Genomic DNA, 22810 nt, shown 5'->3' with positions numbered 1-22810 from the left:
GGAGTAGGTATCACCTATGCTCAAACTAATGATTGTTGACGATGAACCACTAGAAAGATTAGGTTTACGCAAAATTATCCAACGTGATTTCCATAATATTGATCTTGTTGAGGATTCAAGAAATGGTCTTGAGGCCATCGAGAATGTCAGGAAGTACCGCCCGCACATTATCCTTATGGATATTAGCATGCCTGAATTGAGCGGGTTAGAAGCACAACAGGAAATTATCAAGCTTTTACCCAATTCAAAAACGATCATTTTGACGGCACATAGTGATTTTAACTATGCTCAAGATGCCATTAAAAATGGTGTTTTTGACTATTTGTTAAAACCAGTTAAGCCTGTTGATTTAAATAAAGCCATTAAGAAAGCTATCGCTGCATTACCTTCACCAAAAAACACTAACAACAATCCAGACAAATCAGATGACCTTGATGCAAATATATTAAATAGCGCTATAGAGTATATTGAAAACCATTATTTTCAAGAAATTTCATTAAATGCTGTTGCAGAGCATGTTCACTTAAACCCACAATATTTTAGTAGATATTTTAAAAAAGAAACAGGTATGAACTTTACAACCTATGTTTCAAAATTACGAATCGAGAAAGCAAAAACTTTCCTCAGGCAGACGGATAAACCAATCTATCGCATAGCGGTTGATTTGGGCTTTTCTGATGCAGCTTATTTCACTAAAGTATTTAATAAATTTGAAAATCAAACCCCTTACCAATATAAAATGGAAATGAAACAACTTGTTTAATATAGAGAAACGAAGGAACTAGAGTGTGCTGTGCTATGTCGTACTGTGCATCTCCATGTTCCTTTTTTGTTTGTATACGGAAAGGTTTTTTTTGGCCACAGTGGCATGGCACTGGCCAAGTGGGCCCTGGGGACAAGTGGGCCATGGGCCATGGGGACAGGTCCCTTGTCCCAGTAAAACAAAGGATATCATTGGGGAAAGTGAACCTGGGTACACAAGGACAGAGGTGGGCCACAGGGACAGGTCCCTAGGATGGGGGGTGCATATTGGAAAAATTTAGAGAAACGACAGAACCATCCCCTTGTTTCTGTATTACTCTGCTTTTCTTTGCTCCCATTCGCACATTAGATTTTTGTGATATTCCTTTGGATTTTCAATTAAAAACCAATCAACAGAATGGGCTGTCGTTGGCAACCATTTCTTACGACGGATTCTAATCTTTTCGTGGTGCGTATAGTGGGGATAAATAACAGTAGCCTTTGAGAAACTTTCTGTGCTACCTTTAAAAAACTGAATGTCTTCTACTTCATGCCAATAGACCTTGTTTCCATTTAAATCAATGACAATTCCTTCCTCATCCCAATAAAATCCTTTCCCTTCCCTTCTTTTTCTCCAAAGGTGGAAAGACGCCCCTATTATCGACGTTGAAAAAGCAAACATCAATATTGACCAAAATGCTAATCTGAAGGCAAGAAAACACAAGATTAATAATAAGATTCCAACTACCATAAAAAACAATATTGGTACCATTGATATTTTGTACATTCTAGTTGGGGTCAAATTAACAGCTCCTCATAAAAGTCGTTTCCCATTGATGAATTAAAATTATCTATCATTATTTAATTTTATTTTAGATTTGTTTTATTTTTGATAAAGACATTGTCTTTTTATTGACGGTTCGATATGGATTCGGGCAATTGGGGTTTGAATTTACCTGGAGACTGTTTTCAGGGGCTAGGTAAATTCATTTGGAGTTTGAATTTACCTAGGGGCTGTTTTGAGGCGCTAGGTAAATCTAACTCTCTATTTTTCTTTTATGTTGGGAATGCAAAGCTTGTGTGTGGCACGGTTGGCGGGGGTTGTGCATTGGAGGAATTTAGGTAGACGACAGAGCCGTCCCCTTGTTTCGGGAATATTTGGTATGATTAGGAAAAGGGGTTTAATTAAGGGGAGATTTTTGTGTGGAGGAATTTAGAGAAACAGAAGATTCCTGTTCATGTTTGGAAATTGCTGATGTATGTTATGGCGGTTTTCAGCAATAGCCTTCTATATAAATTGTCAGAGAAGTTCGGTTTTGAGTGGATATTTGCTTCATTGACTTTGGGGTTATTTGCGTTGTTTGTTCGGGTCTGGCGGCGATTTACCACGAGTGGATTTGGGCTTGTATTCTTAACGACGCTTGGATTATTTATGGTTAATTCTATTTTTTATTTATTGATGCCTCCCGTTTTTACCATTTCATTTAGTTTGTTATTTGGGATTGTTTTGTTTCCATTTTTCAGGGACAATCGTTATGCGGTTTTAATGTCGTGGTGGGTTGTCATATTTAATGTACTGATGAATTTTAGAGTGCCAAATGAATTGTTGTTTTGGCTTACTTTTTTAACAAGTGGGATTGGGGCATTGATCGGGTTTTATCAAGGGGCGGTTTTGTTTAAGCGTTTTTTCACTGTTATTTTCTCGTTTAGTGCTGGCGGGTACCTGTTAATAATATTGATAAGCAAAGCTTATTTGAATAGTTTGTTCGTATTATTAGCTGTTGGTGCATTCGCTGTGGTTGCTTATTTGTTTAATCAGCGGGCACGGTAGCTCGTTTATCGTTACCGTTCCCTCTTTTTTGAGCAGGGATGGGCACGATAGCTCGTTTACAGTTACCGCTTCGCTCTTTTTTGAGGGGGGATGGGCACGATAACTCGTTTATCGTTACCGCTTCGCTCTTTTTTGGGGGGTGATGGGCACGATAGCTCGGTTATCGTTACCGCTTCTTTCTTTTTGAGGTGGTAGTGGGCACGATAGCTTGTTGGAAAAACAGAACAACCGTCCCCTTGTTTCGTTCGATCCTTGCCTAATCCTCTTTGTATTTGTCCTTCACAGCACCTGAACCAATTCCTGCTCCGACCATTAAGATGAGTGGGCCGAAGTTCCAGATGAACGAGCCGCCCATCAACTCGAAATCGAAAGCAGTAAATTTATTTAGAAGTATGATTCCTATTTTTATTATTAATAGAATGGAACCGATTAAAAATATGATATCAAATAGGGACTTTAATTTCGGATGCGCTAATTGCTTACTATCTTGGATTACCTTCTCCTTCAACTCTTCATCGCTCCTTAACATTTCATCGATTGTGACACCGAAAAGATCACTTAGCTTTATCAGGATTTCAATGCTGGGATAATTTTGACCATTTTCCCATTTTGAAACGGATTGCCGGCTGACAAACAACTTCTCTGCCAATTCTTCTTGCGACCAGCCTTTATTCTTTCGTTCACTTTTCAATTTTTCAGCAAATATCATTTCTGCAATCACCTTTCATCAATCTAGTCCTATTATGGCTTCACAATTTGCAAAAAGTAAAGATAGCGTTAGTTGCATCGCGCCGCAACCGCTAGTTGACATTGATATATCAGCGATTTTGGAGGGTTAGCGTGTTCGTGTGGGGTGTTTGGAAGACAGAGGAATGTTCGACTTTTTGGGGTTCTGTTTAATTAAGTAGCCAACGAGAGTTATTGATTGCTTGGTTTCGATGTCGTTCTGGAAATTAAGTAGCCAATGAGCTTTATTGATTGCTTGGTTTTGATGTCGCACTGGAAATTAAGTAGTCAATGAGACTTATTGATGGCTTGGTTTTGGTGTCGCACTGAAAATTAAGTAGCCAATAACCCTTATTGATGGCTTGGTTTTGGTGACGTACTGAAAATTAAGTAGTCAATGAGACTTATTGATGGCTTGGTTTTGGAGTCACACTGGAAATTAAGTAGCCAATAACCCTTATTGATGGCTTGGTTTTGATGTCGCACTGGAAATTAAGTAGCCAATGAGCTTTATTGATGGCTTGGTTTTGGTGTCGTACTGGAAATTAAGTAGCCAATAACCCTTATTGATGGCTTGGTTTTGGTGTCGCACTGAAAATTAAGTAGTCAATGAGCTTTATTGATGGCTTGGTTTTGGTGACGTACTGAAAATTAAGTAGTCAATGAGCGTTATTGATTGCTTGGTTTTGATGTCGCACTGGAAATTAAGTAGTCAATGAGACTTATTGATTGCTTGGTTTTGGAGTCGCACTGGAAATTAAGTAGGCAATAAGCCTTATTGATGGCTTGGTTTTGGTGTCGCACTGGAAATTAAGTAGCCAATGAGACTTATTGATTGCTTGCTTTTGATGTCGCACTAAAAATTAAGTAGTCAATGAACCTTATTGATGGCTTGCTTTTGATGTCGCACTGAAAATTAAGTAGTCAATGAACCTTATTGATGGCTTGGTTTTGATGTCGCACTGGAAATTAAGTAGCCAATGAACCTTATTGATGGCTTGGTTTTGATGTCGTACTGGAAATTAAGTAATCAATGAGCCTTATTGATGGCTTGGTTTTGGTATCGCACTGAAAATTAAGTAGTCAATGAGCCTTATTGATTGCTTGGTTTTGGAGTCGCACTGAAAATTAAGTAGTCAATGAGCCTTATTGATGGCTTGGTTTTGGAGTCGTACTGGAAATTAAGTAGCCAATAACCCTTATTGTTTGCTTGCTTTTGATGTCGCACTGGAAATTAAGTAGTCAATGAGCCTTATTGATGGCTTGGTTTTGGAGTCGCACTGAAAATTAAGTAGCCAATAACCCTTATTGATGGCTTGGTTTTGATCGAGCACTGAAAATTAAGTAGCCAATGAGCTTTATTGATGGCTTGGTTTTGGTGTCGCACTGAAAATTAAGTAGCCAATGAGCTTTATTGATGGCTTGGTTTTGGTGTCGTACTGAAAATTAAGTAGCCAATAACCCTTATTAATGGCTTGGTTTTGATCGAGCACTGAAAATTAAGTAGCCAATGAGCTTTATTGATGGCTTGGTTTTGATCGAGCACTGAAAATTAAGTAGCCAATGAGCTTTATTGATGGCTTGGTTTTGTGCGAGCACTGAAAATGGAGGTTCACAGGGACAGGTCCCTCTGTTCATCCCTATTTTTGTTGAGCAAGGCTGGCTCGGTTTTGTGGGGAGAATTTGGTATAATTAGATATTATGGTTTTTTAAGGGGTTGGATGTTTGTGTGGAAGAATTTAGGGAAACAGCAGAACCGTCCCCTTGTTTCCAAAGGAGTTGGTTGTTGTGGCGACCATTGATGAATATACAGCGGAGATGTTGGACCAGGCGGCGCGGGATTTGAAGGGTCTGCTTCGGCCTGAGGTTGAGGAGCATGTGAAGTTGGTGCAGAAGGGTTTGATGATTTATCGGCAGGGCTTGGTGCATCAGCTGCGGTTTGACGGTGATCATGCGTACGGCTCTGTGCAGGATGTGACGCCTGTTTACGTACGGTTGGATTTGGACGATTTAGCTGGAAGTGCTTGTTCGTGCCCTTCTACGACTTTTTGTCGGCACCGATTGGCAGTATTTTTCCAAAGTCTTGCGCAAGCGAGGAGTGTCGCGCATTGGGTTGAGGAGTGGCGACGTCCGATTGCGGCGAAGAATGTTGCGGTGTTGTCTGGTTTGAAGACGGCGCGGGATTTGTTGAAGTCGAGTAAGCGGCCGGAGGCGAATTTCGAGGGTTGGCTGGAGACGTTTTCGCAGAGTTTTGAGTCGATTATGTACGGGCAGGGTAAGCCGAATCCTTATGTGGTGAGCGATTTGTTTGCGGTGTATTGGCGTAGGACTCAGGCGGATGCGCCGGTTGAGCAGGAGTGGCGGTATTTGTATGAGCTCATCGCGGGGGTGAAGTCGTTCTTGCTTTTGGGTGAGTTGAGTCGGGAGTTTGGGCATACGTCTTATATGGTGGACCGCTATTATCGCCATTTGTTTCAGAATTTGCTTGAGGATGCGGAGAAGGCGATGAAGAGTTTGGCCGTTTCGACGATGCCGTTTGCCTTTGATGATTTTATTGAAAAAATAAAGAATGAGGCGCGGCAGCTGCTTAGTGTGAATAAGGTGGTTGAGTATGAGGGTGTTCACTTGTACCGCCAGTTGTGGAGTGGCTTGCTGAAGAAGTCGGAGTGGCGAAACGAGGAGCGGCAGTGGTTGTATCAGGCGTTTGAGCAAAATGAAGATGATTTTGCGTTGAATATTGCGCTTTTGCATCAGCAGGTTTTGGCGCGGAATGATGAGCAGGCGCTGGCGCAGCTCGATGAGTTGTCGGTGCGGATTATGCCGTATATGATATTTTGGCTTGAGTCGATAAACGCAGAGAAGGATTGGAAGCGGATTGCGCCGTTTGTGGAGTTATTTGTGGGGCGTCTGCATGAGTATTTGAAGCTGTTGGATGACTATGAGGCGGGTACGGATTTTACGGGGATGGCGCTTGATTTGATTCGCCCCTTTTGTGAGGCGTCTGGCCGAAGCGATATGCTGGAGCGGACGTTGTTGGTTTGTTTGCCCTATAGTTATCGTGTTTATGATTCGTTTTTATATAGAGAAGGTGCGTTTGCGAAGTGGGTTGAGTTGCAGGTGCTGATTGGGTTGGAGCTTGAGTATTTGGATTCGGAGCGGCTGAAGGAGATCGGCAAGCGTGATCCAGCAGCCCTCCTCCCGCTTTATCATCAGGCGATTCAGAGCAGTATTGATTTGAAGAATCGGGTTGGCTATCGTGCGGCGGTGCGGTTGTTGAAAAAGGTGCGGACGTTTTATAAGAAGCTTGATCGTTTGGATGAGTGGGAGCGGTTTTTTGCGTTGCTTCAGGTGCAGACCCGGCGGTTGCGGGCGTTTCAAGAGGAATGTATAAGGGGGAAATTGCTCAATGCTTAGGTCGAGGTATATAAAAGTTGAACTTTTCCCTTTGGATGATGGGCGGTATTTTTTGAAGGGCTTGGCTCGAAATGGCGAAGTGTTTCCGGTTGATTTGTGGAAAAAATTGTTATTTTTTCATCATAAGGAAACGTTTTACGGCACGATGGTTGAGGTGTCGAGGATTGATGGCGTGGAAGGTGTTCTGGTCAATGGCTGGGAGCTGGTGACGCTGTTTAGCGATGAGCCGTTCAATCGGTTTATTGATTGGGATTGGGATGATTTGTCGCAGGTTGGCTTGGCGGCGGGTCCGGCGTTGTATGATGCGGTGGTTGAGCATGATTGGCTGCCGGATTTTGCGGCGTGGGAGTCTGGGGCCGTGTTTCGCTGGGCGGTGCCGGAGCGTGTGCTGGACGAGTTTGGTCCGGGGTTTTGGGAGCAGAAGCTGGTGGTGCGTGGCGGCGAGGTTTTTGTGGTTGAGGATGATGAGGTCGGTGCGGATGGTGCTGGAGATTTGGGCGTTGCCGGGGATTCGGTGGATACGGAGGACTTGAGCGGTGTTGGGGCTGCGGGCGTGACGGATGCTGGGGGTTCTGGTGTGGAGGCTCGGGGCGTTGCGGGCGTGACGGATGCTGGGGGTTCTGGTGCTGAGGCTCGGGGCGGTGCGAGCGTGGCGGATGCTGGGGATTCTGATGCGGAGGCTGCTGGCGTGGTGAGTGCGGGCGTGACGATGCCTGGTGGGTCTGGCGCGGAGTCTGTGGGCGTTGGGGCTTCGGGGTCGGATACGGATGTTGTGAAAGACGAAAGGCTGGAAGTCGAGCGGCCACTGCTTGATTTTATCAAAGATTGGTATAATGCAGCGCTGGATGCGTATTTAGAGCAGGATGCTGCGATGAAGCAGCTGTTCGGTGAGAAGCTGCAGCACTTGCGGGAGCAGGGGATTTCGGCACGGGCGCTTTCGCATTATTTCGATGAGGATAGCTGGCGGCAGTGGATTGGATTGAGCGAGGATGCGACGCCGTTCACGGTTGGATTGCAGCTTGAGGAGCCGGCTGAGGCGCATGAGTCTTGGAGCTTGAGTGTGTTTTTGCGCGGGAAGTCGGGCGACGAGGAGTTTGGGTTGTTTTCTATCGGTGATATCGAGGGCGGCTCGGTGCCGCGGGAATGGCTTCCGTTTGTTGGTCGAATTGAGGCTGAGGAGAAGCGCTGGATTGGGCTGTTTCCGTGGCTTGAGGGTAAGCGTGGGCGTTTGACGACGGTGTTGACGGAGAATGAGGCTTGGGAGTTTTTGACTGAGGCGAGTGAGACGTTGGTGGCGCTTGGAGTTGAGATCCTCCTCCCTGCTTGGTGGCAGGCGATGAAGAATGCGAATTTGAAGGTGAAGGCTCGGGTGAAGGGTTCGTCGAGTCGCGGCCAGTCATTTGTGGGGCTGTCGGCGCTTTTGGATTATGATTGGCGTTTCTCAATGAATGGCGTGGAGCTGTCGGAATCGGAGTTTCAGCAGATGGTGAATGAGAAGCGGCGCTTGGTGTTTGTGCGCGGGCGTTGGATTAAGCTTGATCCGCAGTTTATCCGGCAGATTCAGGATTTGATGAAGAAAGCGGACAAGCAAGGGCTACATGTTCGCGATTTGTTGGAGCAGGAACTGCTGGCTGATGAGAATGGCGAGCATGATGATGATTTGGAGAATTCGAAGGCGTTTGCGAAGATTCAGATTGATTTGAACCGGCAGTGGAAGCAGCTTGTGCAGCAGCTGAATGATACGAAGGAGATTCCGCTTGCTGATGTGCCGAGCGGGTTTGTTGGCGAGTTGCGACCGTATCAGCAGCTGGGTATGAGCTGGCTGTGGTTTTTGCGGCGGGTTGGCTTTGGTGCTTGTTTGGCTGATGATATGGGCTTGGGCAAGACGGTGCAGCTGCTTTCGTATTTGCTATTGGTAAAATCAGAAGGTTTGGCTGGTGGTGGACCAGCGTTGATTGTTTGTCCGACGTCGGTGCTTGGGAACTGGCAGAAGGAGATTGAGCGGTTTGCACCTGAGATGCGGGTGTACTTGCATTATGGGCCAACGCGTTTGAAGGATGAGGATTTTAAGGCTCGGGCTGCGGGTTGTGATTTGGTGTTGACGTCGTACGGCTTGACGCATTTGGATTTTGCGGAGTTTGATTCGGTTTCGTGGAGTACGATTGCGATTGATGAGGCGCAGAATATTAAGAACGCGGCGACGAAGCAGTCGCGGGCGGTGCGGAAGTTGCGAGGCGGGCATCATATTGCGTTGACGGGGACGCCGATGGAGAATCGTTTGAGCGAGCTTTGGTCCATTTTTGATTTTACAAATCATGGGTATTTAGGTGGTTTGGCGCAGTTCCAGAAGCGGTTTGTGGCGCCGATTGAGAAGGATGGCGATAAGGAAGTCGTGGAGCGGTTGCAGGCGTTGATTCGGCCGTTCTTGTTGCGGCGGACGAAGCGGGATCAGGATGTGGCGTTGGATTTGCCGGATAAGTTGGAGCAGAAGGAGTATTGTCCGTTGACGGCGGAGCAGGCGTCGTTGTATGAGCAGCTGGTGAAGGATACGTTTGCGGAGATTGAGTCGCTGAGCGGTTTTGAGCGGCGGGGCTTGATTCTGCAGATGTTGGGGCGTTTGAAGCAGTTGTGTAATCATCCGGCGCTGTATTTGAAGGAGGCGCGGCCTTCAGGGGTGTTGGAGCGGTCTGCGAAGCTGGAGAAGCTGGTTGAGTTGGTTGATGCGGTTTTGGCTGGCGGCGAGAGCTGTTTGATTTTTACACAGTATATTGAGATGGGCGAGATGATTCGCAAGGTTGTGCGGTCGCGGTTTGGTGTGGAGGTGCCGTTTTTGAATGGGTCGGTGCCGAAGCAGCAGCGGGATGTGATGATTGAGCGGTTCCAGGCGCGGGAGTTTCCGGTGTTCTTGCTGAGTTTGAAGGCTGGCGGGACGGGCTTGAATTTGACGGCGGCGAATCATGTGATTCATTACGATCGTTGGTGGAATCCGGCGGTGGAGAATCAGGCGACGGACCGGGCGTACCGGATCGGGCAGGATCGGTTTGTGCATGTGCATAAGTTGATTTCGACGGGGACGCTCGAGGAGAAGATTGATGCGATGCTGGAGAAGAAGCAATCGCTGAATGAGCAGATTATCCAGAGTGAGAGTTGGATTACGGAGCTTGGAGATCGTGAGCTGGAAGAATTGTTGAGTTTGGGGTAACTGTGCTGTAGTGGTGGCGCTTTAATGCGGTAGTGTGTTGGGGGACAGTCCCCCGGTGCGGTGCTGCGGTGATGTGGCGGGGGACTGTCCCCCGCCGCTTTAGTGCGTTACTTTATTGTTTTGCCTTCTCCTGTTAGTATTTTCATTTGGTTGTTTTCATAGCCTATTTGGTAGGTTACTTTGTATTTGCTGTAGGTGGTATCGCCGTCTTTTGTTTCTTCTGCGGTAATAAATGCTGTTGCTGTTACTTGCTCCCCAGAAGCTGAAGTCATTATGTCGTCAACTGTGACGGCTTCGGTGTTAATATAGCCCTTTCGAAAGGTTTCGTAGGAAGTTTTTGTTTGCCAGTTGCTGCCTAACAATGCATAGGCGGTAACATAATCACCATAATCTAAGCTTTCATAGAAATAATTAACTAGGTATCGCGCCTGATCTTCTATCGAAAATTGCTCTTCCTCAGATGCTGTTGCATAACCACCATCATCACCCATTGCTATGGATGGAAGTGTAGTGAGCGGATTTGCTGCCCAACCTTCCACTAGATTAAGAAAGTTTGAGACTGGAATGCTGAAGCCAATTGAGCCCACCTCTGTTCCTGCGGAATTGACGCCCAACACCTCACCTGTTTTACTATCAATTAAAGGACCACCGCTATTTCCCGGGGCAATTGGAGCCGAGATTTGATAAACATCTTCATAATGGAATGGCGCAATATCTAAATCGCGGTCATTTCCACTAATAATCCCCGTAGTTACGGTATTTTCAAGTCCCAATGGTGTTCCGAGAGCAAGAACTTCATCACCCACTTCTGCTTTTCTATTTTTAGCCAGCTTTAAAGGCTCTGTTCCTGCCAAACCTGCCACTCGAACGAGTGCCACATCTGTTTCATCGCTAATCCCAATGACTGTGCCCTGTAATTCGCGGGAATCTGCGGTTTTTACCGTGACATCTTTGGCATTTGCGACAACATGAGCATTTGTGATTACATCACCTTTATCGTTAAAGAGAAAACCTGAACCTAGCGAACCATCTGGTAGTTCAATTTTAACTACGAGCTTTTGGACGTCATGGATGATTTCCTTTAACACTGGAGACGTTTCCTCTACTTCTTTATTTTTATCAGCTAAAATAATACTAGATTTCGTCGGCAAACGTTCTGGAATGTTTTCTTTTATATAAAAATAGGAGTAGATTCCTGCGCCCCATATGGCTAGAGTTGCCGTGATGCTAATTATCCATTTCCAATTCAATTTCATCGTTCTCACCTACCTTTTAGTCCAAGTACCATTTGATATTATTGATTTCAACTTTTACATTTTCGTCTACGTAATAGATGATATCTTCGAAGCTACCTGTTTCTCCTGGCTCTAGATAATATGGATAAACAGTTGTGTAACCTGTATCTGAGTATTCACCAACTGCATCGAACACGGTGTATTCAATTTGGATGGAATAGATGGAGGTTGTCGCGCTATTCTTAACCTCCCCAGTTAGATAGGCGTCACCGTATTCATCGAGTTCAACATTAAAACTGAGAACATCGACAGCAGCTGTATGATTTTTCAAATCCTCTTTCGCAGCAGCTTCCATTGCCTGTTCAATTCGGTCCTGTTCCGCTTTTTCAAATGCAGCTTTTTCCGATTGTACTCTCTCTTTAAAAGCGAGCAATTTCGCTTCGTCTTTCGAATAGGAGAGCCCGCTATCTATCACGGAAAGGGCATTATCAAAGTCTTTATTTTGTAGGTATCCTTCAGCTTGGTCGCTTGCCAACTGAATGATTTTATTCGTAATTTGCGTTTTAACAGCATTGGCCTCGTCTGACGAAAGTGAGGCAACAACGGTTAGCTTGCCTCCAAGTTCCTCGATTGTTTGGAGCCCATCGATTTCCTGTTTGATTTTTCCAACCGTAATACTAACCTCTTTTTCTTTAAGCTGTTGTTTAAATGGCTTGAATAGCGGGCCCTTTGCTTTGGTTAGCATTTGAGATAATGTGTTTAATTCCTTGGTGGCGTCGTCGAACTTTTTCGTTCTTATGTACTCAGCAATTTGGTTGATTGATTTGGAATAGCTTTGAGCTGTCTTGACCGTTTCTTTCTCTGTTTGGAGCAGCTTATAATCTGGCCGTAGTTGAATCCCTTTGTCTAGCGCTTTTATAGCCTTTTGGTATTGGCCTTTAGTTGCTGCCTTTTCTGCCTCCGTTTTAAACTCCTTTACCTGTTGGTTGATGGTGGTTTCATGGTTGTAGTACGCAAATACACCGCCTGATACGCCAAGTAGGCTTACAATCGGGATAATAACAAATAGATATTTTTTTAGTTTTTGAGAAAAACCTGGCTTGTCCTCTGGTTGTGTATTTCTTTGCTGGGAACGTACCTTTGATTGTGTTTGTGTTTGTACAGCTGCTGCGACCTCTACTAAGGTTTCAGAATTTGGATTTTGTGGTTCTTTAGCTGGTTCTGTCGGCGGTTCTGTAAGTATTTCTGATTGTTGTTCTGTTTGTTGTTCTGTTTGTAATTCCTTTAGCTGTTTGGATTGTGGCTCTTCTTCGTTTTGTTGAGCTTGTACCGTTTGTTTGTTTAAGTATGGTGCATCTTCCATTCGCTCGTCTTGCAATTGTGGATTTTGATTTTCTGGTATTTGTGATGTTTCCGTTTCGTGTTCGACTGACTCCGTTGAATATGTATCTTGGCTTATGCTTAGACTTGCTCCACAGGTAGAACAAAAACGTGCTCCCTCTGGCACCTTTGACCCACATTGGTGGCAGTACATATCCCATCCCCCCTAACCTAAATTGATATATTAATAGGTAAATACTCCTATTACTAATTTATCATAATGCTAAAAATTGGGTAACAATAATGACTTTTTTAAAAAATAATATAGCGCTTTAACGTGTTACCGCACTGGGGGACAGGCCCCCAGTGCGGTGGTGTGGTGAAGTGGTCGGGATTTTAGTGAGGCTTTCTGAGTAGGAGATTGGCTGCGAGGATGCCATTTTTGTGGGAATATAGAATGATAGATCAAGGCTTTTTATATTAGGTTTAACTTCCACATCAAATAGCAAGGGTATAATATGGTGTACCCTTGCACTGATTTTGTAGCGGACATCACTTCCGCTATTTTCACAAAAAAATGATGTTTTGGTATGCTAACGGACAACAGGTTCTTTATTTAATCATTAATTTACTTATTACAGTGGTTTTTTAATAAATAAGGTATTCGGTGTCCTCTAAAGTCAAAAATAAGGGTTATTTTATAGAAATAAGGTCCTTCATGTCCTCTTAATACCCCAAAGCTAAGTCCCTTCTTCAAAGTCTACCGTTTCACGTGTTGAGTTTGGAAACTAAACCTGTTACGAACAATACTCTCATTTATGAGCCAGGCCTATTGGTTTAGCAATCGATAGAGTACCCCTTCATATTTAAGGTCGAGTAGTGCTGCGATGATGAATAGGATGACGATTGTGATGGTGACGGGCTTTTTGTTGTTTTTTATCCAGTTCAATTGTTTTCCCTCCGCTGGTGATTTCCATTATGTAATATGATTAATATCTTATCACGAAATTGAAAGCCCACCAAAAAAGTATGGTGGGCATCGTTTATTGGGTTTATTAGCTTGATTTGCCACCGTTTCGCTTTAGCGCTTTAAAACCGTGGGGGACTGTCCCCCACTGCTTTAATGCTTTAAATTGTTGGGGGACAGGCCCCCGCTGCGGTGCTGCGGTGATGTGTGGCGACGGCGGTTGACGACGTTGATGGCTCCGGAGGCTGAGATGACGCTGCCGGTGATGAGGTCGGAGTCGTCTTCGCAGAGGAATTTGATCAGTCGTGCGATGTCTTCGCCTGTGCCTGAGCGTCCGATTGGTGTGTTAGCCGGGTCGTGCGCTTCTGTTGTTCTTGCAGTTAAGATGTCGCTCTCCTTCATGTCACCTTGGATGTCGCCTGGGCAAATCATGTTTGCGGTAATGCCGTGAGCCGCTTCTTCAATCGCAATGGTCCTCGTTAATGAAACAAGTCCGACTTTGGCTGCGCCGTAGGCGGAGCGATAAAGCCAGCCCGGTGTATGCTCGGCATCTTGAAAACCGTAGGTGATAATTCTACCGAAATGTTGTTTTCTCATGATTGGGATTACCAGTTTAGCAAAGTGATAAACTGAATTTAAGTTTCCATTTATGATGTCGTACCATTCATCATCCAAGTAATCGACGAGCTTCTTCTGTTCGTATACATAAGGACCAGCATTATTGATGAGGTAATCGACGCGGCCGAAACGTGTCATAGCTTGGTGGACAATGTTCTCAATGTCAGCTTTTTTTGTAATGTCCCCTTGGATAAATTGGAGGCGATCTTTGTATTGAGACCACTCTTCGATTAGTTCCTCAACTCTGGCTTTGTCACTGCGATAGTTGACGGTGACAGAGCAGCCGCTTTTCAGAAGCTCCTCTGTTACCTTTTTTCCAAGACCTTTGGAACCTGCGGTGATAATTGCATGCTTCAACCTATTACCCCCCTTTTAATATCGAGATTGTCTTTCTAGAAGGGTTAGAAATTCCAGACGTGCGCTGGCATCGTTCGCGTATAAACCCCTTACTGCCGTAGTGGATGTTTGAGCTGTCGTTTTTTTGATGCCGCGGCCGCACATGCACATATGCTTGGCCTCGATGACAACCATAACCCCTTGTGGTTCGAGAATTTCTTCGATGGCATCCGCGATTTGATTCGTTAAGCGTTCCTGAACCTGAAATCTTTTTGCATAGCCCTCGACAAGTCGTCCTAGCTTTGATAAACCTGTGATTTTGCTGCCAGGAATGTAGCCAACATGGGCCACTCCGAAAAATGGTGCAAAATGGTGCTCGCACATTGAGTAAAATTCGATGTCCTTGACCATGACGATTTCTTGATGGTTAACATCGAAGGTCTTTTTGAGATGCTCTTTCGGGTCTTCTTTGTAACCCTCCGTGTATTCGAGAAACGCTTTTAAGACTCTTAGTGGCGTTTCTTGGAGCCCATCGCGGTTTGGGTCGTCGCCGCAAAGTGCCATTAAATCTTTTAAGGCTTTCATGAAATTCTGGGCTTGTTCTATGCTTTTCCCGTCTTTGTTTAATTTTTCTAGTAGTTCAAGATTCTCTTCAAACATTGTGTGATCGATAGACATGCGTCCTGTCTCTCCTTTATTTCATTCTCCTATTGGTAAGGCTTCTGTCGTCTTTATTTTTAATAATAGGCGCTGTTAAATGTAATTGTTTATTTCCGCTCCAGGCACTTCGCTTTCCACGGGCCGTGCGGTGAGCCTGTAGTCTCACCTGTCTCGCTGCTCCCGTAGGAGTCTTCGTGCCTTCCGCTCCAAACAACAAGTGTAAAAAATCAACATCGAGCCTTAACACAGCCTAAAAATAAATATGATGGTTATTTTATCAAGAATATTAGGTTATTAAAATTAATTAGCTTGTGAAGTTAGTAGCTAGGGTTGGCTATGGGGTTGAACGTGTGAGTACATTTGTCTTGGAGTCCAAGCGTTTATTTAGTTTTTTCATATATTAATAGTGGAGGTGATGAATAAATGGTTAAGATTTTTATCGATCCGGGACATGGTGGTTCAGACCCTGGTGCTGTGGGAAATGGTCTGCAGGAAAAGAATCTTACGTTACAAATCGCTTCGGCTATTCGCAATATTTTACTGAATGAATACGTAGGTGTAGAGGTGTTGATGAGTCGGAGCGGCGATCAGACTTTGAGCTTGTCACAGCGGACGAATGCGGCAAACAATTGGGGCGCAAATTATTATCTATCGATTCACATTAATAGTGGCGGCGGGACAGGCTTTGAGAGCTTCATATACCCGGGCGTTGGCGCGCCAACGACGACGTATCGAAATGCGGTACACGATGAGGTTTTGAAGCTAGTTTCTTTTAATGACCGCGGGAAGAAGACGGCAAATTTCCACGTTTTGCGGGAGACTCGAATGGATGCCGTTCTGACAGAAAGCGGGTTTATTGATCATATCAATGATGCTGCGAAATTGCGTTCTGCTAGCTTTATAGATGCGCTGGCGCGGGGGCATGCGAACGGTTTGGCGCGGGCATTTAATTTGCAGCGGAAGCCGCAACCTGCTCCGACTCCGAATCCGTCGCCGAATGTGCTTTATAAGGTGCAAATCGGGGCGTTTCGGGTGAAGGAGAATGCGATAAAACTAGCGGACGAGGCGCGCGCCAAGGGCTTTAATTCCACCATCTTGATTCGGGATGGACTGTATAAAGTGCAGCTCGGAGCGTTTCGATCGAAAACTAATGCCGATGCACTTCTGGCGCGGGCGAAAAATGCAGGATTTTCAGCGTTTATTGTAGTCGAGTAGTGGTTGAGATATTTTAACGCTTTAGTGCAGTGGGGGACTGTCCCCCACTGCACTAAAGCGTTAATGGGATATTTTATTCCCTCTTTCTAGTGCCTTTTTATTGTTACTTTCAGCATGTGTCGGTTTAGAAGAGGCTTCTAGTTCAACGAAGGATAATTCAAAAACAAAAACTGAAGAGCCTGGCTCTACTAAATCATCTAACAGCAGAATGTGACTACACTTCTAGGTTCAGCTGAATCAGCTGGTCAACCACTTAAAATTGCAGCTGGTGATAAATACTCGAAAAATGCACGTGTCGGGAAAGCCTCTTTTTTTGTTTAGCACTTTAACGTATTGGGGGACAGGCCCCCATCGCTTTAACGTGGTAGCGCAGCGGGGGACTGTCCCCCATTGCGGTGGTCCCCCATCGCGTTAAAGCAGCGGGGGACAGGCCCCCGTTTCACTAAAGCCATTTGGTTACTAGGTTTATGATGACTGGGCCTAGTAGGATGATGAATAGGGTTGGGAAGATGAATAGGACCATTGGGATGAGCATTTTGACTGGTGCTTTCATGGCTTGTTCTTTGACGGCTTGTTTTTTTTGTTCTCTCATTCTTTCGGTTTGGGCGCGCAGGACTTTGGTCATGCCGATGCCCATTTGGTCGGCTTGGATGATCGAGTTGATGACGCTTTTGAAGAATTCTGAGGGAATCCGGTTCCGGAGTTCTTCAAATGCGTGTTTTCTTGATTTTCCAAGTTTCATATCTTCAATTGCTAGCTTGAATTCTGCGGATAGCGGGCTGCGCATTTGTGTGCAAACTCGTTTCAAAGCACCGTCTAGTCCCATGCCGGCTTCGATGGAGACGTTGACCATGTCGAAGAAGTCGGGCATGTCTTTTTCGATATTTTTGACACGCTTTTTCTTTTTGGCATTTAAGTACATGTTTGGGTAGACTAGCGCGAACATTCCAGCGATAATGGCGAACATGGTGCCTTTGAGATGGTCCTCGCTGCCGATGGCAAACAGGAGCAGGAACACAGTAAAGGTAATGGCGGCAATTGCCAGCTGAAGCAGCAGGAAGTCAACGGCCTTAAGCCCAAAGGGCGACCCTGCCTCGTAGAGTCTTCTTGTCATTTGCTCTTGCTTTTGCTTGCCCATGTTTTTGTCGACGACTTGCCGTAGTTTTTCTATTAAAGGTTCGAGTAACCGCTCTCGTAACGGCATGGTGTGGCTTGCGTCCCCTCCTCCATCCTCTGCTGGTGCATCCTGTTCGAGAGCCGCGAGATAGTTGCGGTCGCGGCCAATGAATTGGAGGCGTTTTTGGATGGTGCGCTTATCCTGCCCTATTTTTCCAAAGGCTTGTGAGAAAACGAGTGTGCACAGTATGAATAGTAATAGACTTAATAGTTCAAGCATGTGGCTACACCTCGATGTTGACGATTTTTTGGATGACGAACCAACCGATGACACCTGAGACGAGGCCAACGCCGAGGAGGGTCCATCCGAGCGGGTGGGCGATCATCGGGTTGAAGTATTCGGGGTTCATCATGTTTAGGAGGACGCCGAGGATGGCGGGCAAGAGCGAGATGATCCATGCGGACATTTTGCCTTGCGCGGTTAGGGCTCGGAGTTCTTCCTTGATGCGGACGCGATCAGTGATGGTTTCCTGAATCGTGTCTAGGATTTGCGTTAAGTTGCCGCCGGTTGTGCGCTGGATGATGATGGCGTTTGCGACGATTTTGATGTCGTCGGTCGGCAGGCGGTTGATTAGGTTGGCGAATGCTTCCTCGAGCGGGATGCCGAGGTTGATTTCGCGCAGTGTTTTTTTGAATTCGGTGCCGATTGGGTCGGGCACTTCCTGGGCGATGACTTGCATGGCCTGGAGGAAGCTGTAGCCAGATTTCATCGATGTTGCCATGGTGCCAAGCGCTTGGGGTAGCTGGGTTGTGCAGCGGGCCAGGCGCTTTTTGATTTTTCTTTTTACGTAAATGGGCGGCAAGATTGGGCCGATGAGAGCTGATGCAATGACGACCGGGAGCGGCAGCTTTAGGATTGCGGTAATGCTGGCTGCAGCTATGGCGGTCAGGATGCGGAGCGCCTGGAATTCCTCCGTTTTGAGCGGAATGTTGGCGGCTTCGAGCTTTTGCTCCCATTTGGTTGAGTGTCTGTTTGATGTGAAGTTTTTCGAGAACTTGGTTAGTAGGGCTTTGAGCTCGGTTGCGTTTAGGCTTCTGCTTCGTTTTTGTGCTTGGTTGTTCGGATTTTGGTTTTGGTCCTCTTGCTCATGCGGTGCGTCTTTTGGGTAAAATTTTTCGAGTCGGTCGACGAGGCTCCGTTTCGGTTGGAAGAGGAGCATGCCAAGTGAGCCGAACAGGATGGTTAGTGCTATAAATAAAAGCCAGAACATGCTTGGTTACCCCCTTTCTTAAAAGCAGTCGGTTTTTTGATTGCGAGTTTTTTGCGAAAGCATGCTTGATACAACCTCACGCAATGTAGCCGGTTTTCTTAGACTGCTAGACTTTTTCTCGAGCTTGCCATGGTTACCATCTTTCGCCGAACCATTCGCTCGGTAGAACGATGCCGGAATTTTCGAGTTTGCTTGCGCACATTGGACGGATGCCGGTCGGAGTAAAACGGCCGACGACTTTGCCGTCATGCGTGATATTGTCCTGCTGGTAGATGAACAGGTCCTGCAGGGTGATGGTTTCGCCTTCCATGCCGACGACCTCGGTGATGTGCGTGATTTTGCGCGAGCCGTCCTTTAGTCGCGATTGCTGGACGATGAGATCGATGGCGCTTGCGACCTGGGAGCGGATTGCCCTGATTGGAAAATCAAGCCCGGCCATGAGCACCATTGTTTCGAGTCGTGCCAGCATGTCGCGCGGTGAGTTCGAGTGCCCAGTTGCGAGCGAGCCATCGTGCCCGGTGTTCATCGCTTGGAGCATGTCCAGCGCCTCTCCGCTTCTGATTTCGCCGATGACGATTCGGTCCGGGCGCATCCTGAGTGAGTTTTTGACGAGCTCTCTGATGGAGATGGCGCCTTTGCCTTCGATGTTCGGCGGCTTCGTTTCGAGTCTGATGACGTGTTCCTGTGAAAGCTGGAGCTCGGCGGCGTCTTCAATCGTGACGATTCGTTCGTCGTGGGGAATGAACCCCGATAGGACGTTGAGTAGCGTCGTTTTTCCCGAGCCGGTTCCACCGCTGATGAAGATATTTAGTCTTGCTTTTACACAGGCGTCAAGGAATTGCGCCATTTCTGGTGTCAGCGTGCCGAAGCCGATGAGGTCTTCGATTTGCAGGCGCTTTTCTGGGAATTTTCTAATTGTAATCGTCGGGCCGTCGAGTGAGAGCGGCGCAATGATGGCGTTGACGCGTGAGCCGTCCGGGAGGCGGGCGTCAACCATTGGGCTGCTTTCGTCAATTCTTCGCCCGAGCGGCGCGACGATTTTTTCAATTACTTGCAGAACATGCTCGTCATCGCGGAAGCTGTAGTCGGTGAGCTGGAGCTTGCCGTGCTGCTCGACGTAAATTTGATTCGGCCCGTTGACCATGATTTCCGAGACAGATTTGTCGTTCAAGAGCGGCGTGATTGGCCCAAAGCCGATGAGCTCGTTCATGACCGAGGTGACGAGTTCTTTCTTCGCTTCAAAGGTTAGGCGCTCGCCCTCTTCGCTGAGAAATTTCATCGCCTCTTGTTCGATGAATTTTTCCATTTCCTCGTCGTTGGCTTCGATTAGCTGCTTTTTGATTTCGGTAATCAGGTGCTTGTGCAGCAGGTTTCTGAGGCCGTAGTCCTTCGTTTTTTTGACTTCCTTTTTTTCGATAATTTGCTCGACGTCTGATTGAACTTTTGGCGAGACCGCATTTTTTTGGTTTAAGCGCTTGAGTAAGGACATCGCTGGCGACCTCCTGATGGTGTGTTAGTTTGGTTTGAGTTTTTGACGAACTACTTTTCGGTTTTTTTGTTCACTGTTTTGGTGGTGCTGCAAAGCCTTCCGAAAATAGGTAATTTTGTATTTTTTAATGTTGTGGTGCTACTCGGTTACGATTTTTTTGATTTTTTGAGATTTATTGTGATTTTTTGCTTTGCCGGTCTGATTTTTGCTTAGATTTTGCGAGTTTTGTTCAATTTTTCATTTTTTAATCTGAATTTTTCAGTTAATTTTGCGAAAATAGCCAGATTTTTCTAATTTTAATAGTTTTGAGTTGAAATAAATGCACAGGTTTCTGCATATATGCACGCATAGTTGCGGATATGCTACATTTCAAAAAATTTATGCACGACTTTTTCAATATATGATACAAGTTTTAAAATATATGCACAGCTTTTGAGAGCTAATGCACAAGTATTTGTGAATATGCACATGTTTTTCCTGATATGCACAGCTTTTGAGTGATATGCACAACTATAGCCTTATATGCACAGTTTGCTAATTAACTAATTGATTAACGTATTCGATACGAAAAACTTGTAATTGTGATTCAAATAGTATTGGATACGCGCTGAAAATTCACCTATTTTTTCGTCGCTTTAATTATTTCCTGGAAAAGGATGTTACTTATTTTTTTTAAAAAGAAACGGAGTGAAGCGTTTTTGCTTTGGCTTTTCGGTTTTGATTTTTCCAGGTGAGACAAGGCTTTCGGCGAACTTTAGGGTCGTTTTGGCGACTTGGGTGCGCGCGGCTGAGATGACGAACGGGATGCCTTTGTTGATGGATGAGATCACCGTCATATAGTCGCTCGGGATGCGCGCAAAAATCGTTTTGCCGAGGACGTTTTCGATTGAAGCAAGGTTCATGCCCTTCATTTCGGCGTCGCGATTTAGGACGATTTTGATTTTTTCCGTAAAGCCTAACAGCGCCATCGTATCGAGTGCGAGCTTGCCGTTCTTGAGTGCCGGCAGGTCGAACGAGGTGATGAGCATGATGTCGTCGGCGTAGTCGAGCGCGACGAGATTTGTTTCGACGAGGCTCGGCGGCGTATCGATGATGATGACGTCATAACGCTTCTTTAGTTCTTCGATTAAGCGCGAAACGTGATCGCCGCTGATGAGCTCGGCAAATTCGGGCAGTGGTGGAGCGGCGATGAATTCGACGCCTGAGCTGTGCTTCATCATGTACGGCTCAACCTCGCCGTCCTTCTCGTCGAGCGATTCCTTAACCCAGTCGTAGATGGTCGCCTTCGGCTCTTTGTCAAACAAAAGTGGCACGTCGCCGAACTGCAGGTCAAGGTCGATGACCGCCACAGCAAGGTTCTTTTTGGCTAGTGCGGTGGCAGCGTTCACGGCTAGTGTGGTTTTACCGACCCCACCTTTTGTGCTTAGAAAAACGATGATTTTGCCATCCTTTTGTTTCGTTGCGCTGGTTGGGTATTGGCCGTTTTGCTCGCTGTTTTCTAATTTGAGCGCGATGGTCTGCTCTGCTTTTTCAATAGCGCTATGGAATTCACTCACGGTTGGTGTCGTCGGTAAGATGTCGACGACACCTGCGAAGAGTGCCTGCTTTAGGTCGATTTGCTGTGATGGGAGCATGAGCAGAACGACGGTAGCATTTCGATTTTGGTGTATGTGCGTGAGTTCGCGTGCGATTTCGTATGGGCTTCGCGGTTGAAACGGGCCGATGATGATGATAACCGGCGTGCAGCTTGCTTCAAGTTCTTGCTTTAGGTCGGCTTCGGTCGCGAAAGATTTCGGTTTGGTTCTCGTTGCTGGTGCTAGGCTTGAGCTTGTTGATGTTGCGCTTTTGGTTGCAGTTGTGTTTGTGTTTGTGTTTGTGACTGCTGCGGTTGTGCCAATATTTGTGCTCTTAATTGCAGCAGTAGTGTTTGTGCCTGTGCTTACGCCTGGCTTGGCTTGGAGCAGTTCGCTGATTTCTGTTGCAAAGGAGAGTTTTGTGCTTAGGACAAGGATGTTAGTCGTCATTGGTGGTCTCCCCTTTTGTTGTTGTCGGGTCTTGCTTGGCCGCATCCGGATTTTTGCGCAGCATAAAGGTTAATGAACCCTTCACAGAAACATTTGTGAGCGCCAAGGCTTGGTCGGGTGTGACTTCGACGGTGACGGTCGGGTATGTGAATGTCGTTTCCAGCGCCGGATCGATGTTTTTGATTGTTTTATCAGTTTGGCTGCCCACAGCGAGTACCTTGATTTCCTCGAGGAGAATCTCAGTCGTCGATGGATTTTGGGCGCTTTCCGGAATAAAAGCGATGATGTCGACGAAGTTGCCAGGGCGGATTAAGCCTGAGAGCCCTTTGACGTGGTCGACCGCAATAGAGATTGCCCGCTTATTTGGTTCTATTTTCAGCTTTTCTTTTGGCTTGGCAGATGCTGTTTCGGCTTTTGATTGGTTTGTTTGGTTTGTTTTACTTGATTGATTCGCAGAAGCAGTATTTTCTGGTTTAGCTGTTGATACTTTTGATCCCTGCTCCTCTGTGCTTAAGTAAAAGTAAAATAGTATGGTGAAAATGGATGCTATGAGCATGGACAGCATCCAGATTTTTTTCGGTTTCATCTGTTCACCTGCTGTCTGGGTTGGTTATATACTTAGAATTCGCTTTTGATTTGTAAGTT

16 protein-coding genes are annotated in these 22810 nt (G+C 45.9%); 5 read left to right on the top strand and 11 right to left on the bottom strand.

All coding sequences use genetic code 11. From position 1 onward, the window contains the following. Nucleotides 1-16 precede the first annotated feature (16 nt). Entirely contained in the window at nucleotides 17-763 is a 747-nt protein-coding gene (locus FXW34_RS13055; RefSeq protein ID WP_147534452.1) for a response regulator transcription factor, read from the top strand. Nucleotides 764-1075: 312 nt separating this feature from the next. Here the strand turns inward: FXW34_RS13055 and FXW34_RS23380 are convergent, their stop codons facing one another. Then, nucleotides 1076-1543: a hypothetical protein gene (locus tag FXW34_RS23380; RefSeq protein ID WP_246141042.1), complete on the bottom strand. Its 468-nt coding sequence runs from the start codon at nucleotides 1541-1543 to the stop codon at nucleotides 1076-1078. A gap of 399 nt (nucleotides 1544-1942) precedes the next feature. On the opposite strand from FXW34_RS23380, the gene FXW34_RS13045 reads away from it, so the two are divergent. Beyond that, nucleotides 1943-2572, top strand: a complete 630-nt coding sequence (locus tag FXW34_RS13045; protein WP_147534451.1) for a hypothetical protein — start codon at nucleotides 1943-1945, stop codon at nucleotides 2570-2572. Nucleotides 2573-2828: 256 nt separating this feature from the next. Here FXW34_RS13045 and FXW34_RS13040 read toward each other — a convergent pair whose 3' ends face one another. Further along, nucleotides 2829-3281, bottom strand: a complete 453-nt coding sequence (locus FXW34_RS13040) for a helix-turn-helix domain-containing protein (protein ID WP_147534450.1) — start codon at nucleotides 3279-3281, stop codon at nucleotides 2829-2831. A 1805-nt stretch (nucleotides 3282-5086) separates the two neighbouring features. Here FXW34_RS13040 and FXW34_RS13035 point away from each other — a divergent pair. Further along, nucleotides 5087-6712 (top strand): SWIM zinc finger family protein, encoded by a 1626-nt coding sequence (locus tag FXW34_RS13035; RefSeq protein WP_147534449.1) that lies wholly within the window; start codon nucleotides 5087-5089, stop codon nucleotides 6710-6712. 52 nt (nucleotides 6713-6764) lie between these two features. Then, complete coding sequence (locus FXW34_RS13030; RefSeq protein ID WP_246141040.1) at nucleotides 6765-9914, top strand: DEAD/DEAH box helicase; 3150 nt, start codon at nucleotides 6765-6767, stop codon at nucleotides 9912-9914. A gap of 107 nt (nucleotides 9915-10021) precedes the next feature. Here FXW34_RS13030 and FXW34_RS13025 read toward each other — a convergent pair whose 3' ends face one another. The 4 genes from FXW34_RS13025 to folE form a co-directional block, all read right to left on the bottom strand. Next, nucleotides 10022-11170: a S1C family serine protease gene (locus tag FXW34_RS13025; RefSeq protein WP_147534448.1), complete on the bottom strand. Its 1149-nt coding sequence runs from the start codon at nucleotides 11168-11170 to the stop codon at nucleotides 10022-10024. Nucleotides 11171-11186: 16 nt separating this feature from the next. After that, nucleotides 11187-12683: an FxLYD domain-containing protein gene (locus tag FXW34_RS13020; protein ID WP_147534447.1), complete on the bottom strand. Its 1497-nt coding sequence runs from the start codon at nucleotides 12681-12683 to the stop codon at nucleotides 11187-11189. A 906-nt stretch (nucleotides 12684-13589) separates the two neighbouring features. Next, nucleotides 13590-14411: an SDR family oxidoreductase gene (locus FXW34_RS13015; protein WP_147534446.1), complete on the bottom strand. Its 822-nt coding sequence runs from the start codon at nucleotides 14409-14411 to the stop codon at nucleotides 13590-13592. Nucleotides 14412-14426: 15 nt separating this feature from the next. Continuing rightward, complete coding sequence (gene folE, locus FXW34_RS13010) at nucleotides 14427-14975, bottom strand: GTP cyclohydrolase I FolE (protein ID WP_246141053.1); 549 nt, start codon at nucleotides 14973-14975, stop codon at nucleotides 14427-14429. Nucleotides 14976-15473: 498 nt separating this feature from the next. On the opposite strand from folE, the gene FXW34_RS13005 reads away from it, so the two are divergent. Then, nucleotides 15474-16265 carry an N-acetylmuramoyl-L-alanine amidase gene (locus FXW34_RS13005; RefSeq protein ID WP_147534444.1) on the top strand — a complete coding sequence of 264 codons (792 nt, stop codon included), beginning with the start codon at nucleotides 15474-15476 and terminating at the stop codon, nucleotides 16263-16265. Nucleotides 16266-16707: 442 nt separating this feature from the next. Here FXW34_RS13005 and FXW34_RS13000 read toward each other — a convergent pair whose 3' ends face one another. The 5 genes from FXW34_RS13000 to cpaB form a co-directional block, all read right to left on the bottom strand. Then, complete coding sequence (locus FXW34_RS13000; protein WP_147534443.1) at nucleotides 16708-17661, bottom strand: type II secretion system F family protein; 954 nt, start codon at nucleotides 17659-17661, stop codon at nucleotides 16708-16710. A gap of 4 nt (nucleotides 17662-17665) precedes the next feature. Continuing rightward, nucleotides 17666-18652: a type II secretion system F family protein gene (locus tag FXW34_RS12995; RefSeq protein ID WP_147534442.1), complete on the bottom strand. Its 987-nt coding sequence runs from the start codon at nucleotides 18650-18652 to the stop codon at nucleotides 17666-17668. A 133-nt stretch (nucleotides 18653-18785) separates the two neighbouring features. Beyond that, complete coding sequence (locus FXW34_RS12990; protein WP_147534441.1) at nucleotides 18786-20141, bottom strand: TadA family conjugal transfer-associated ATPase; 1356 nt, start codon at nucleotides 20139-20141, stop codon at nucleotides 18786-18788. 659 nt (nucleotides 20142-20800) lie between these two features. Next, complete coding sequence (locus tag FXW34_RS12985) at nucleotides 20801-22165, bottom strand: CpaE/TadZ family protein (RefSeq protein ID WP_187118946.1); 1365 nt, start codon at nucleotides 22163-22165, stop codon at nucleotides 20801-20803. Further along, nucleotides 22155-22751: a Flp pilus assembly protein CpaB gene (cpaB, locus tag FXW34_RS12980; RefSeq protein WP_147534439.1), complete on the bottom strand. Its 597-nt coding sequence runs from the start codon at nucleotides 22749-22751 to the stop codon at nucleotides 22155-22157. The genes FXW34_RS12985 and cpaB overlap by 11 nt, the downstream gene beginning before the upstream one ends. Nucleotides 22752-22810: the final 59 nt, after the last annotated feature.

The sequence above is a fragment of the Bacillus marasmi genome (assembly GCF_902168435.1).
In the GTDB taxonomy this organism is placed as follows: Bacteria; Bacillota; Bacilli; order Bacillales; family Cytobacillaceae; genus Bacillus_BU; species Bacillus_BU marasmi.
Note: the sequence above shows the minus strand (reverse complement) of the source record. Positions and strands in the feature narration are given on the sequence as shown.